Consider the following 14,047-nt stretch of genomic DNA (forward strand, 5'->3'; position numbering starts at 1 on the left):
GACGATCAATTATCGGGAGGGCGGCCTCTGATGTGACGGATGTGACGCTGGAGTAATTTACATGGTCCGAACTGCTGAAGGCTGCATCGATTGAGAGAGGCAGGCTAAGGCGGAATGTAAACGAACAGTAGCAGCCGAAGCCCCGCCCGTCAGCGTCATGAGGCCGCCACCAAGGTGCTTTAGGTCAGACCCGTGGCCGCTTGGCCCGAGAGACAAGGACGCGCACGGATGCACTGGCGTCCTTCGCCTCACCCAGTTCATCAGTAGCCGCGGAAGGATCGGAAGCGGTTATCTCGTTTTTCCAGGTTCAGCGCTTGCGCTCAAGGGGTGCAACCTCCGCCTGTGCCGTGCGGACGCCGCGGGCTGGTGGCTGTGGGGGAGTTGGCGCTTTACGCACAGTCAACCCAGCCTGGGGAACACCCGCCTGCGGCTGACGACCTGTCGATGAGACGGCTTGAAGCGGAGGGCGAGCCATGGCTGGCTTTGGCTGAACCGGGACCTTCTCTTGGGACAGGCGAGCGATCTCGTTCTGAGCGAAACCTTTCGACATGCTGGGCTCTAGGACCTCAGGTGCTGGGCTCTGGGCTTGGGTCCGTCCGGGCAACGTCGGGCTCTGACCTGCTTGCAATTCGGCAGCTGGCGCCGAGACCTGCCGCTCAGGTTCTGCGGTCAACCCACGCGATCCAGAAAGCAGGCTCCATCCCGCGACGGCGCTTAGCCCCAGGACGACAGCAGCGGCTTGGTAGCGGCGCGGGAGAATGCGCGTAAAGGCCTGAAACATCGAAGCTCCTGGAGCAGGAAGACCTAGCGGGATGACAACCGTCTGGATCGGAACAGCCGGCTGGCGGCGCTCGCGGGACGAGAGCCCGTGTGCCTCAGGATAGATCGATCAGGGTAGCTGAACCGTTAAGGAACGATGGAACGAGAGGTTGGCTGATCGTCAAGCTCAACATCCGCTTGGCCGCCGCTACCGAAGACTTCTTGTCAAAAGCATTATTATGCGAAATGTTATCTCGTTGATGGGTACGCTCGAACTTACCCCTGCTCCAGTAACGAAGCGCCCTCGGTCTCTGCTATATCGATGCCACCAGGGGAACTCTCTGCTGGAGGCAGGTTGTTTCCCAAATTGCCTTAGTTGTCCAAGTTGGCAATCTACAGTACAAGGCTTATCTTAGCTCCAAGGAGTAGCAGATGGCTCGCATCAAAGACCCTCAAGCGAAAAAGCGGTCGCCTGCTCGGCGGTACTCCAGGGCGAAGTCATCCGTGCCCCCGTCTGTTCACTCATACAAAGTGGTCGGAGATCCCGCACAGGTGCTTCGGGAGATACCCGACGGAGTGCTGGTCGCATTAGTTCCTCCTGACGCAACGACAGAGAAGAAGCTGTTGCGTGTAGGGTCTGGGCGGATCCAACGGCTTCGAGGGCTCTTGGCAGTGTCGCAGGGCCGTCTCTTTACCAGGGTCGGGTCAGGCGCAACCAAGAAGAGACCCGTTCTTGATGCTTCTGCATTTGAGCCCAACTCGCGGGCCAAGGCACTCCTCAAAGGTATTCAGATCGCCCAGAACGATCTGAAGGAATCGGGTGGAACCTACGACTTGGATCAAGTTCGTGTCCTGATGAACGGCATCTCACGGCAGATGGTGGATCGAAAAGTCCGAGAAGGCAGCCTGCTGGCTGTTCCGGGTCCGAGCAACCGGCGAGCCTACCCTACCATACAATTCACCCGCGATGGCACAGTCGTCCCTGGTCTGAAGGCTGTGCAGGAGGCTCTCCCAACAGAGAACCCCTGGGCTGTGCTGAACTTTCTTGTTCGTCCCGATCCGCGCCTGAACGGACGCAAGCCGATTGATCTCCTCAAAGCTGGCGAGATCGAGTTGGTTGTCGAGGCTGCCCAGCGCATGGGTCAGCAAGGATCGTGACGGCACCATTGCCGCCATCGGATCTTGCTATGCGGGATCCGGTCCTCATCACCCTTGAGGCTGGCGAGATCCTCCACCGGTTCTTCACGGCAGCATACGATCCAATCCATTTCGATCGCAGCCGCGATGGCCGCCTCAATGCGCCTGATGCGTCGTACGGCGTCCTCTACACGGCCAAGGACGCGCGTGGCGCTTTTGCTGAGACCTTTCTCCGAGAACCAGGGCGCACTCTCGTTCCGTCCGATCTGCTTGCAAGGAAGGCTTATGTGCGACTGCGCGTGACTCGTCCACTCGTGCTGATCAAGCTCGGGGGACCTGGTCTGGCCCGATTGGGAGCGACAGCGGAGATTGTGCATGGTGGTCTTCCGTATGACGTTCCGCAAGCCTGGTCAGCGGCTCTTCGCAATCATCCCATCCGAGCGAGCGGAGTCGCCTACTACGCCCGTCATGACGACGAGGCCCTTTGCTATGCAATCTATGATCATGAACCGTTGGCTATAGAAGAAGAGCGTCGAGATACCAGTTTGGATGAGAACTGGTTCTGGGACCTTGCTGAGCCCTACGGAGTCGGTCTGTCTCCTTAGGGATTAACTGCCACCCGCTTCAGGCAAGAAGCCGCCATAACAAGGTGGCGGTGACAGAAACGAGATCTTTACCCAACACGGCCAGGATAGCCCAGCGGTGTTGCAACCGGCACTGCGCACGCCTTCGCTGAAAACCCCGCCCGGTTCCTTCAGCCGAGGCGTTTCCGGGCCTCCCAATGCCGGCTCTTCATGACGACTGGAGCCCTGGGAACCGAACCGGCGTGCCAGTGACGGGCTGTGCACGAAAGGGGGACACTGATGCCTGATCCCAAGATGCTCTCCGGCGAACTGAGCCTGTGGTCTGCGGTGTTGCTGGGCCAGGGCGAGAAGGGTTCGGCTGAGCTGCTCGATCAAGCGGCGGCCAAGCTCGCCCGAGGCGAGCAGGATGAAGCAACAGCCGCCAGCCTCCGACTATACGCTGCTGTGATTGGGCAGAAGAACCAGCCTTCGTTTCAGGCTCTGCTTGAAAAAGCGGCCGATTCCCTGGTCTGATCTTCGCAACCCTCTGCGCAGTGGATGCGCCTGGAGAAGGCAATTTCGAGTGGCAGAGTCTGTCTCATTATGCCGCTTGGCGGACGGAGTAGTCCGGGACCACCAGGTACTCGTACGGTCCGATGCGATCGGCAGCCGCTTCGAGCCGGCTGCAAAAGCGCACATGGGCCTCCTTGAGGAGGCGCCGCCCTCTTGCCGCAGGAGACGAAGGCTTCTTGTTCTCCCCTACCAGCGCCGCCGCGGCCGTATACAGGTCGTCGGCCGCAGCCTCGATGCCGGGATTGCGCTCGAACAGGCGTAGAGCACGGACGAGGTGTGAGGCGAGATCGCGCAGGTCAGCATTCTGACCACCCTGCTCTATTTGCCTTACGACAGGTGCAATTAACGCGAGCTTCTCATCGACTGCATCCGTGAGGATCCTGAACATCATCTGTTTGCCTTGTGAGAAAAGCTCTGCATCTTCCTTGGGGTACGATGGAAGCATGTGTGAGTATGGTTAACGAGCTGTTACCCGCCCAGAGCATAGTGCCCAGAAACTTCTATGATCGGACGTAGCCGAACGATCGACCTTAAGTCGGAGGGTAGCCTGCTGGTCAACAGCAGGTCAGGTGACAGGGTTCAACCTCCCAAACATCGCTGCTGACAGGTGCAGCTGAGTTGCCTGATCGGGCGCAGTCAACTTGAGGGCGCGTCTGACTGCCACACAGGCGTCTCCACATGTGCTGAGGTCAGCCGTTTGGGTCGCCCCTCAGCTGCGGAAGAACACATTTGGTTAACCATGTGTCGCCAAACGCTTCCCACAGTCCTAATTGCGTCACAAGCTCGACCCAATGCGGAGCTGATGTGAGCACGCAACGCTCTCAGACATTCAGCTAACGATCCGCGAGTAAGCTCATGAGCTATGTGAAACCCCAAGTAAGGCTGCAGCTCGGTGCAACAAACAAAGGCCTCCTGGCGGCGACGGCGATCGGCTGGGGCCTGTTCGTATACTCCGTCCTGTCTACAGGATTTGAGGAGCACACGCTCCAGAGTGAGAGTCGGCAGCTTCGGCAGCAGATTGAGACGGTCACCGCAGAGCGCGACCAGTTGGCGAAAGCCAATGAACGAAGAATTCTGGCAGGCCAAGATCTGAACACGATGCTGGCGCGGATCGAAGCAGCAACCGAAGAGCTCCAGCAGCTGGATTCTCTGCGGGCGAACGTTAGTCAGGCGATTGAGCAAACCCGCCTTCAGCTCACCGGACCGTCAGATCAGCCTGCAGCTATGACGGAAAGTCCTACAGTCAGCACGACGTCAGCGGTGCGCCTTTCCAAGCAGGAGATCCGTACGGCGCAGGAAGCGCTTGTCGACTTCGGATATGGAAAGCTCAAAGCTGATGGGGCATTAGGCCCCTCTACCCGCAAGGCCGTTGAAGCCTTTGAACGATCCAAAGGTCTTCCCGTTACGGGCAAACTTGGAAATGCGACCCTTCAGGCGTTGAGAACTCACACAGCCTCAGTGACGCAATAGCCTTCGCAGGATCAGGGTCGAAGCCCGTGGCGCCACGCGGACCGTTCCAGGAACCCTCTCCGCCGGTATTCTGAACTTCGAGCGTTTCTACGACGGAGAGCCTAGGCCACGAGCTGGGCCTTTTTCTTGCGTTGCACCGAAACTGTCATCGCGTCTGAGCATTACTCGAGCGGAAGCTGGCACGCCAATCCTGGCTTTCCGGAACGGGAGGCCTCCTCACCAATCTGGCAACGGCGAGTGAGGAGGCCTCTCCTTTCAGTGGAACAGGTTACGCCTCGGCAGTTGAGGGGCCGCGTCGACCGACTCATCATTATCGAGCGGCTTCATCTCGGGTTCCGGCGACAGATGCACGATGGCTGCCAGGACGGCGGCTGGCCGGATTTTCAGCTCCTCATCGACTGCCTTCAGAAGTTCATCGTCCTTCGCCACATACTCGAGCACGCCCAGCAGGAAATGCGATGATGTTGCTGACGCGCGGATCGTCTCGGGCTGGAGGCCGGTGACGTTCAGAAACTGAATGATCCGATCAACATCTGAGACAATGAAGTTCAGGACTTGAATGGCGACACTCTCGGCGTCGCCCCGGCCGGCGATGGCTCGCCTTTCGAATATCTCGGTCATCTCAGCCTCCGCCGCTTCCCGTATCTGCTGACACCTGGATATAGGAGAGCCCATCCCGTGATGATAGCGGCTTCAGGTATGCTTGAAAGCGTGCCTGTTCTGTTTCCCTTCCCGAAGGATGAAACAGACCCGCACCGACGGGTTGGAATTTGGCGAGACCGGTGTTAATCCCCTGCCCATCCCTACACCTCTTTTCCGGGCCGAGCGATCAGGACACTGCATCGTCCTTAGCCTGAAAACCTTTTCAGCGATCAGGATTAGCCAGATGCCCGGCATCGCACGTCAGTTCGAGCCGCAGATCACCCGGACCGGTGGCGCTCCCTCCAGGTACCGCTTCACCGCCCGCTGTTCGGGATGCCACAAGACGGACACCTACGAGTCGAGCACGTCTGTCGGTGACGATGTCGTCAAGGGCTACTTCAAGGACCGCGGCTGGCTTCTCGCCCGCGATCGCGCCCATGATCTGTGTTCGGCTTGTCTGGCTAAACCCCACGGGGCTCAGCCGCCGCGCCAGCGCACCGACGGTCGGCACCACCAGTCGCCAGAGGGCACGAACCATCCCGATCGCCTGACTCCGGCTGCGGACAAGCGGTCCCGGGACACCGCCGATATCCTGGCGCGCCACCTGGGCAAGCCTGACGCGCTTGCCCAGGAGGTCTTTCGCCCCAAGCCGGTGCTGGCCCCCCGCCCGTCGGCTGCGGACGCACCTCAGCTGACCGCACCAGTCCCTGCCCCGCCACCCGAGGTGCAACAAGCCCTCGTGGCAATGGCCGAGGAGCTGAAAGGCCTTCGCGCTACGATGGACCTCATGGCGGAGCAGGTGGGCCAGCTGGTTTCTCTGGGCACTCAGCAGATCGAGGCCATGGCGCGCCTGACGCCTCTGGTGGTGCAGTCGGCCGAGGGGATCTCCGGAAGCCTGCGGGCGGTTGCTAACGCGGTGCAACTGATCCCGACCGTTTCTACCCCTGCCGGGGAGGCCACGAAGCCATCCACCGTAACGGCGGGGGTTGAGGAACCGCCGGCCCTACAGCTCAATCTTCTGCAAGATGTGGACCAGGCGGTTGATCCGGAAGCAGAGCCTGCACTAATCGCTGCAGAGACAAAGAAGCCATCCAATCAGAGCCGACGCCCCAAGACGACCGCGGCACCAGCGCCTCAGGCGGGCTCTGGGCCTGTCGTGGTCAAGTCGATCCCCGATGCCAAGCGCTCGGATCGGTTCTACACGAGCATCCGACTGCCACGAGACTTGTGGAACCAAGCTGGCTTCGGTCCGGAAGATCGTCTCCTGCTCGACTGGAGCGGGAGGGCTCTGACGATCGAACGTGCGACCGAAGGCGGGGTAAAGCCAAAAGCAATCGGGGAGACCTCGGTGGTGCTGCAGTCGTGGAAGCTGGGCAACCTGAACTTTGATCAGACGAAAGCGACAGAAACTGACGGGGGCCTACGCCTGACAGGAAGACGTCAGCCAGCCTAAGGCTGCGTCACAGCGTGGCGAGCGCCGTGCAAAGTTATATCGCTGCGCAACAGATCATGGGTAACGTGCGACGGCCGGTCCGCTGCACGGCATTGCATGACGAGTTTGGATGAAGCCATCCGAGATCTCCCTCACCTGCTCTGCCTCACGTGAACTGACACAACCAGAGCGCCTGCCAGACGCATCTCGCAGGCCGGTGTTTGCCTGTTTGTAGCATCGACATTCGAGGTTCGTCACGTTCTCGTCCAAGGGCGGTGGCTGCTTGAGGAACAGTCGTTGATCACCAGCCAGCCAAGCGCCAAGCGCCAGCTTCACGTTGGCTCCGACCCAAGGTGGGCTTGAGGAGCCATGGCAATGGCAGTGAAAATTCTAGTGCAAATATTGATCCGGATCACCACTCCTGTTCACCTCTGTGAGGCCAGTCAACGACCACGTTGCAACAGGATCAACCCGGCCTCGAGCGGGAGCGTCCAACCCCGTAGGTGAGGCCCGAAAAATACGGGACGAGAGGGTCACAGAAGAGGTCGAGATTTGCTTGTTACTATCTGGCAGGCAGCGAACGCAGGGAGCTGCGTTGCGCCGATTTTTTGCGCCTCATTGTCCGTCCGTCGCTACGGATTGGATCCGATCAGGCGATCGGTGGGGAGCCTTTAATCGCTCCGGTAAGACAAGCTCTCGCCGTGATGGGCAAAGTCCCAAAGTGCGTCAAATTCGGAGTGCATCCAGCGCTCTGATCGCTGCTGCACAAAAACGGAGGTATTGAGCCCCGGGATGGACCTATAGGTGAGAGGATAAAATTCCTGCATAAAGTTTACAGTATTGAGCCTGGGCTATCCGTGCACAAAAACTGTGGTATTGAGCCCTGATTGCCCTGACATAACGTTGCTGCGTCAAGGCTACGGCATTGAGCCCGAACACGGTGCACAAAAACTACGGTATTGAGCTATAACTGAAAGGAGATTACGTTGCTGCGTCACATCTACAGTATTGAGCCCTTAACCCCACTGCACAAACTTTGAGGTATTGAGCCTCCTGCGGCCCGTACGGCTTCCGGCTCCCGACCGCCGCCCCAGATGGGTCCAAAGCCGCTCCTTGGCCTCCGCATGGGCCTTGCCGAGCCGTTCTGCGGAGGGTTTGCGGTATTGAGCCTCGCTGGTTGGAAGCATCCAAGTGTCGCCCGGATGGTCTCCACTGATGAAGTCTATCGCGAGTTCGGGCGAGAGAAGTCTCTCAGGGAACGCCCTCTGGCCGAGGTTACTGGCGCCGCAACAGCAATCGCCAGAACCTGAAATGCGAATATCCAGCGCACCATTTTTTCTGTGGCTCAGCGAGCGAATCCACAGTTTCCGAGTGAGAAAATTGTACGCCAATTTTCTGCAGCATCTCGGCCCCTCAGGCGCTACGCTGCGCAGTACAGCTCCGGTGGCCCCACCCGCGTCACGATTATTAACCGGTCTGCGCGAGCCCGGCGCTTGTCGCCCGGACACCCCAGCGATGCAGACCATCATGCACCAGGCTCCTCTTCATTGTCGTTCTTTTCCATAGCTTTCCGAGCTAGATCGCAAATACGTGCACCGCTGCTTTCTCATTGGTCAGCCACTGACGTTATCGCGATGTGAGAATATCTGGTTACCTATCGTTTCCAGTCCCCTCGACGCTCCTGTAAAGTCTAACCTAGGCCACCCACTGAGACGCAACCCGCGGATCAAGTGCGAACATACCTGAGCCCGCGAGTGACAGCAGTTCCCCGCAGGATCAGATCAAGACCGGCAAGCGCAGCTCAGCCAGTCTCATTGGGGCCTCGGATTTCGGGCCCATAAATGTGAATCCATAGGGCCGAAAAATCCGCAGTTCAGCGGGGCCGTCGGTTGCGGCAGGGAGCGTCCTCAACCATGTGCGAATTTCCGGGAGTGCCTTTTCTCACCAAGCCCTGGGACTGGGATTGGGGAACTGGCGAAAGCGGCAAAGCAATCGGATCAATGACCACGGAGCGAATGAGAACACAGCGGCACCATTTTTAGCATAATCTACATTCATAGGACTTGGGCCCCATCGACCTTGTGCGAATTTTGGTTGCACTGTGTTCCCACATTCTGAGGCGCGGGAGGCGTCGGAAATCGGGCGCGAATAAACTCTGGCGTTTATTCTCACCCCTGATCTCGGCCGCTCGCGGTCTGCACAATCCACATGCAAAAATTGACGCGGAATTTGCCGGTACGGTATAATATGAGGGACTAAAATGTCACGTGCCCACAGGGCACCTTTGCTCCGCAGGAGCATAAATCGGGTGGGGGCTGATGGTAAAGTATATATGGGGTAAGGAGCGTCCCACGGACCGACGGCATCGTTTTGAGACGACGGTTATCAAGAACTGCAAGGCCGCCATCGAGGAGATCGAGCGCAGCTATCAGGCGGCAATCGACAAAGCGAAGGAAGAACTGCGGCGGGCCGAGTTGGAGATCAAGAGGATCGACTACCTGACCCCTCACGGCCGCTACATCCGCAGCCGTGAGGCGGATCTGGCTGCCATGGGCCTTGCCAACACATTCGAGGAAGCTCCCGTCAAACGTGGTCGGGGCCGGCCGCGCAAACACCCCCCAGGCCAGCGCGCCCCCCGTCGGTCTCGGGCGAAGGTGAGGCTGGCAGCACAGGGGCAGCCACCCGCGCGCGCTTCTGGTGGGCGCAAGGCAAGCCGCGCCTCTTCGCGCAAGACGTCCGGCACGGTTTCTCCCGTGACGGCCGCGCCGGCGCGTGTGCCAACTCCGGCTCCTAAGGCTGCGCCGAAGGTTGCGGCCGCTTTGCTGGAGTCGACCCTGGCCGGTGGCCTTGGCCAGGACACCATTCAGATTGAGGCGCAGGAGACGGCGTTCGAAATCAAGCCGATCGAGACCCGGACGGTGGAAATCACCGTGGTCGAGAACGATCCTGAGTATGAGGCGGAGTTGGCCGAGCAGGCTGCGCTCGTGAAGGCACGTTTAGACGCCGAGAACGAGCCGGGCGAGGAAGTTCCGCATCCGAGCGTCCGCCGGACGAAGTTCACCCGTCGCTATGACTTTTCAGATGCCCAGGACGCATCGAAGGTTGATCCTGCCGTCCTTACGCTTTTCCCGCATTTTGGTTTTCCCACCATTCATCGGGGTGGTCCGATGTCGGAGGACGACTTGAAGCGCTGGCTTTTCGCTACCCTGTATAAGGAGAAGCGAAATGATGCGATCAGGGAAGATCGCTTTCAGGATGATCTCCGGATCTACAGAGGCTTGGAAGGTTTCTACAACGCGGTTGAGGTCATCATCGAAGGCGATATCCAGCGCGAGCGCGATCGGATCGCGATCTGGCACGTGATCGATACCCGGGTCGCCAATGCGGAGCAATACAGCGAACGTGCGGCCAAGGGTGAGATCAGCGACGACTTGGCTCGGATGTGGGTGGCTCATCTCGACTATCTTGCCTTGGGTAACCTCGAAGACAGCGAGCATCTCGTTTGGCGTCAGATCGTCGATGCGATGGAATGGCCTGAGGGCTTCTCGCGGATTGATCTGGCCCGGTGGGCTGGTCAAGATCCCGACGTGGTTCCTAATGTCCGGTCTTGGGCCGGTCAGCCGAAACACTTCCCTGAGCATCTGAGGGATGTTCCGTTCCCTCCATAGGATTTGAGGGGATGCTCATAAAGAAAGGCGGCCGTCGCAAGACGTGCCGCCTTTCGGTGTTTCTGCTCGAATGAGTGCCTCGCCTATTCTGCGACCTTCCGGGAATGGAAGGGGCGGCTGTTTACGCGGCGGCCTTCAGCGCCTCCGGGTGGCTATGGAGGAGGCGGTAGGCGTACTGCCACATGTGAGCCGGCACATGTAGGAACGCGATGGCGACCTCAAGCGGCAGGGCATGGAGGCGGCGCTCGATCTGCCTGCTCTGATCGTAGTAGGCGCGGTTCCGCCGCTCGGCGTAGGCAAACGTCCAATCCATGGTCTCCATGAGATGGACGAGCTCGGCGTCCCATTCGGCCGGGACGTACTGAGCGACTGCCTCATCGATGACGGCGCGGACGATGGCCTGCTGGCGATCGTCCTCCTGGTCGATCTCGGCATTGACGGTATCCAGTGCGAGGAGCGTCTCGATGGCCGGCACCTTGCCGAGCAGGATGTCGGTGGCGAATTCGGCCTGACGCCGGAAGGCGGCGTGCTGCAGGGCCGGGCCGGTCAGCGGGAGAACCCACTTGTCGAAGGTTCGGCTGCTGCGCGGGGTCGGCGAGCCGAACACGAAGCCGTGGTAGGCCGCGTCCTTCAGGGGCGAGGTATACGAGTACTCCGGCTTCCAGCGGTCATAGGCGGTGGTGGCGATCTCGTTCATCTCGCCCAGGACTTCGGCCGTATCGAGGTCGATGGCATAAGGCTCATCGTCGATAGAGGTGAAGCCGACACGGGTCAGGGAAACCCGGCCACGCTGGGAAGAGCCATCACGGCCCGAGCAGAGGTTGATCACGAGGTAGGTTGCCTCGGGATGGACCAGGAATTTCGTGGTCAGGCCCATGACGCCCCAGGGGGTGTTCTTGTATTGGGCCGCTAGCACTTCATTGGCATCGCGGACGGCCTGCCAGCGGGCCCGGCCGATCGTATCCTGGCGGGACTCGAGAGAGCGGAGGATCGCGATAGCGGTGTCGATGCGAGCGTCGATCATGTTGTCGTCTCCTTATTGGGATTTTGAACCCGCCAGGGGTCAATCCTAATTTTTGAGGAGATCTCTTTTCGGGTTTAGGCGAGTGAGCATGAAAAAACCCGCCGGAGGGCGGGTTTGAGTTTTAGGCCGCGGCCTTCACCGAATCCGGATGGTTCCGGAGCAGGTGATAGGCGTAGCTCCAGCTGCGGCCGGCCACATGGAGGAAGGCGATCGCGACTTCCAGCGGCAGGGCATGGAGGCGACGGGTGATTTCCCGGCGCTGGTCGTAGGACTCGCTCTTCGGCCGATCGGCTTCGTCGAAGGTCCAATCCATCGTCTCCATAAGGCGGACCAGATCGGCGTCCCACTCACGGGGCTGATACTGGGCCACGGCCTCCTTGATGCCGCCGTTGCGGATCACGTCGGCAAGGTGCGCCAGGCGCTTGAACGCCGGGTGCTGCAGGGCTGGGCCGGACATGGGCAGTACCCAGGAGTAACGGGTCAGGGACTCGCCCTTATAGGGAGAGGCGAAGACGAGGCCGGTATAGGCAGCGTCACGCTCTGGATTCGGAGAGTACCAGCCGTCGTTATGCTGAAGGCCAGATCCCACCCCACTGGAACCATCCGCAAGTCTGCAACCGATTATAGATCAGCCGTCCCTTGTGCGTCCGACCTCCGGCGTCTTCCAGGGCACGTAGGAAATGTATGCCAGGCGGATGACCAACAAGGTCAGCGTGCGCTGAACCGAGATCTCCATGGCTCGTGGCTCGCCGGTCTCAGTATCGTAGACGAGCTGACAGCTCTGCCCGGATAAGTCTTCCCGCGTCGCAATCCACATCAAATCGATGAGGATCTGCCCAGGCGTATGCGTAACCACGTACCCCCCGATCCTGTAAGACATCGGGGTGTTCCAGGATACCCGCCTTTCCTTGCTTTCTCCATCGAGTTCGACATCGCCGACCCCGGCAGCCCGCCCGCGAAAGCCAGGCCCGCGACCCTGGAACAGACCGGTGAAGGAGAACCGCCGCCGGGGCGTGACCGGGATCAGGGCGATCAGCCGCCTTGCATCCTCACGGGAAAAAGTCGCTCCATCTATCGTCAGACGGTCGAGCAGCGCATGGGCCTCGAGCCGCGCTGAGGTCTCGAGATCCTGGCTACTCATTGCCCCGGACCTCCTGATCGTCGGTACCCGACGGCGGGGCTGCGTCCTCCTCAAGCGCACGATCGACTGGGAGAACCAGAATACTCTCCTCTCCAAGAACAAGCCGAACCTTCCCAGCGCCCTTTGCCTTCGCAAGGGCAAGGTCCACGTCGAGGCGATCGAGCAAGGCCTGAACGCCGTTTGCATAGGCACCGAGCACGGGATGCAGGCCGTAGGTCACAAGGCGTGCATCCAGGCCGCCCTCCTCGAGCACCAGACCATGCGCGTGGACTTGGTCCTCAAGTCCCTGGCAGTGACGCCGCGTCAGCTCGCCCGTCGTCAGCCTCTTCAGGCAGATCACGGCGTCGACGCTTCTGAGTACAGGGATCGGAAACCCGGCATCGGCCAGCAGCTTGACGGCTGACACATGGAGTCGGTCGGGATCGCTCTCCTGGCGGGCAAGTTCACCAATCTCGCCCTGTGCCAGCTCGGTCTTGAGGATGAAGACAGCCTCGCGCGTCGAGACCTCCCTCCCTGAGGGGTCCTGCAGGACATTGTTGGTCCAGGCTGACATGAGGCGACTGACGATGGTCGGATGCGCCCGTTCAATGGCATTGAGAACGATCACCGATTTCGGGTTGCCCCGCAGGAACTGCGGCAATGACATACTCTGAGGAAAGCCCCGATTCAGCCCGAGGATTATGGCGTCCTCGCCGCCCCACGGCGGAGACAAATCGTAGAAGTGTCCTGCAGCCCCCAAGGCCGCTGTAAAGGGATGGAAGATGCCGGCTTTGGTGTCATTGGCATCAGGGCCAGCCAGCACGAAGACGCCCAGAGGACGATCGTCGGAGTGGGTTTCAAAGCGGTGGGCGAGTTCGGCTGCGAGGGCATCGATGGCAGCATCCTGCCCGAAGATGTCGTCTTTCGCCGCGGTCCTGAACTTCTCGAGGATCGCTTGGGTGGTATTCACATCGGTCGTCATAGGTCTCATTTCGTAGATGGGTTGATGGAGATGAGCCCGTGCTCTTTCAGCTGCGAACACCCGGGCTCATGCAATGAGGTCGGACGGTCGCGTGCTGCGCCGGTTCACGGCACAGCAGCCTGGAATGTCCTCCTTGGGATTTTCTTGGTCCCACCCTCACCCATCTGACGTCTCAAATGTCTCTTGCTGGGAACGGCAAGGAAGGGTTCAGCAAAGCGCACACTGTCCACTTTCGGGAATTTTGAGCCTTGGCCCTCACCCATCCGGACATCGTCCCGTTCGTCAGCTCTTGGAACTAGGGCCTCCTGGGTCGCCGCTCCCCTCCTCCCATAGGAACCATCCGCGCCAGTGTTGATGCTCCGTTTGGCTGGAACAGTTCGGACGGTTCCTGATTGCTGACCTTGCCCGCTCGTCATCCTACTATCGGGCGAGTGGCGTATCAGCCCATGTTGTGAATGTAATGTTGCAACCGGCATCTGAGGCTCCCCGTCTGAGACGTCTCTTGGTCGGGGCATGCCAGTCCATCGATGATAAGATGATCGCCCTCGCCTCGCCGATCACAGAACATAAGCTAGCGAATGGCTCACGTTTGATGTGTTCCGCTCTTAGGAACCACGACACTATTGGTGGTGAAGTAAGCTTGCCAGGGCCTCGATTGCCTTGCCCGCTAAGAGTTG

The 14,047-nt window shown here is 59.9% G+C and carries 12 protein-coding genes; 6 read left to right on the forward strand and 6 right to left on the reverse strand.

Annotation, left to right across the window (positions count from 1 at the left end):
- Window positions 1-1,425: 1,425 nt before the first annotated feature.
- The 3 genes from HPT29_RS25320 to HPT29_RS25330 all read left to right on the forward strand — a co-directional run bounded on the left by HPT29_RS25320 (window position 1,426) and on the right by HPT29_RS25330 (window position 2,993).
- Complete coding sequence (locus tag HPT29_RS25320) at window positions 1,426-1,917, forward strand: hypothetical protein (RefSeq protein WP_259060992.1); 492 nt, start codon at window positions 1,426-1,428, stop codon at window positions 1,915-1,917.
- Between the two features lie 29 nt (window positions 1,918-1,946).
- The gene (locus HPT29_RS25325) at window positions 1,947-2,501 is read left to right on the forward strand and encodes an RES family NAD+ phosphorylase (RefSeq protein ID WP_210272240.1); all 555 of its coding nucleotides are present in this window, start codon (window positions 1,947-1,949) and stop codon (window positions 2,499-2,501) included.
- Window positions 2,502-2,759: 258 nt separating this feature from the next.
- On the forward strand, window positions 2,760-2,993 hold the full coding sequence (locus HPT29_RS25330; RefSeq protein ID WP_173948945.1) for a hypothetical protein: 234 nt from the start codon (window positions 2,760-2,762) through the stop codon (window positions 2,991-2,993).
- A 67-nt stretch (window positions 2,994-3,060) separates the two neighbouring features.
- Here HPT29_RS25330 and HPT29_RS25335 read toward each other — a convergent pair whose 3' ends face one another.
- Window positions 3,061-3,477 carry a hypothetical protein gene (locus HPT29_RS25335; RefSeq protein WP_173948944.1) on the reverse strand — a complete coding sequence of 139 codons (417 nt, stop codon included), beginning with the start codon at window positions 3,475-3,477 and terminating at the stop codon, window positions 3,061-3,063.
- 410 nt (window positions 3,478-3,887) lie between these two features.
- Between HPT29_RS25335 and HPT29_RS25340 the strand changes: the two genes are divergently transcribed.
- A complete protein-coding gene (locus tag HPT29_RS25340; RefSeq protein ID WP_173948943.1) occupies window positions 3,888-4,502 on the forward strand; it encodes a peptidoglycan-binding domain-containing protein in 615 nt (204 codons plus the stop codon).
- A 255-nt stretch (window positions 4,503-4,757) separates the two neighbouring features.
- Here HPT29_RS25340 and HPT29_RS25345 read toward each other — a convergent pair whose 3' ends face one another.
- Window positions 4,758-5,123: a DUF3572 family protein gene (locus tag HPT29_RS25345; protein WP_173948942.1), complete on the reverse strand. Its 366-nt coding sequence runs from the start codon at window positions 5,121-5,123 to the stop codon at window positions 4,758-4,760.
- 118 nt (window positions 5,124-5,241) lie between these two features.
- On the opposite strand from HPT29_RS25345, the gene HPT29_RS25350 reads away from it, so the two are divergent.
- Together HPT29_RS25350 and HPT29_RS25355 are read left to right on the forward strand one after the other, a co-directional pair.
- Window positions 5,242-6,597, forward strand: a complete 1,356-nt coding sequence (locus HPT29_RS25350) for a hypothetical protein (RefSeq protein WP_173948941.1) — start codon at window positions 5,242-5,244, stop codon at window positions 6,595-6,597.
- A 2,453-nt stretch (window positions 6,598-9,050) separates the two neighbouring features.
- A complete protein-coding gene (locus HPT29_RS25355) occupies window positions 9,051-10,244 on the forward strand; it encodes a hypothetical protein (RefSeq protein WP_259060994.1) in 1,194 nt (397 codons plus the stop codon).
- A 121-nt stretch (window positions 10,245-10,365) separates the two neighbouring features.
- On the opposite strand, the gene HPT29_RS25360 is transcribed toward HPT29_RS25355, so the two are convergent.
- From HPT29_RS25360 to HPT29_RS25375, 4 genes are all read right to left on the reverse strand, one after another.
- Complete coding sequence (locus HPT29_RS25360; protein ID WP_173948939.1) at window positions 10,366-11,268, reverse strand: hypothetical protein; 903 nt, start codon at window positions 11,266-11,268, stop codon at window positions 10,366-10,368.
- A 121-nt stretch (window positions 11,269-11,389) separates the two neighbouring features.
- Window positions 11,390-11,857 carry a hypothetical protein gene (locus tag HPT29_RS25365; protein WP_173948938.1) on the reverse strand — a complete coding sequence of 156 codons (468 nt, stop codon included), beginning with the start codon at window positions 11,855-11,857 and terminating at the stop codon, window positions 11,390-11,392.
- 39 nt (window positions 11,858-11,896) lie between these two features.
- Entirely contained in the window at window positions 11,897-12,409 is a 513-nt protein-coding gene (locus HPT29_RS25370; RefSeq protein WP_173948937.1) for a hypothetical protein, read from the reverse strand.
- Complete coding sequence (locus HPT29_RS25375) at window positions 12,402-13,370, reverse strand: P-loop NTPase family protein (protein WP_259060996.1); 969 nt, start codon at window positions 13,368-13,370, stop codon at window positions 12,402-12,404. The genes HPT29_RS25370 and HPT29_RS25375 overlap by 8 nt, the downstream gene beginning before the upstream one ends.
- Window positions 13,371-14,047: the final 677 nt, after the last annotated feature.

Source organism: Microvirga terrae (assembly GCF_013307435.2).
Lineage (GTDB): Bacteria > Pseudomonadota > Alphaproteobacteria > Rhizobiales > Beijerinckiaceae > Microvirga > Microvirga terrae.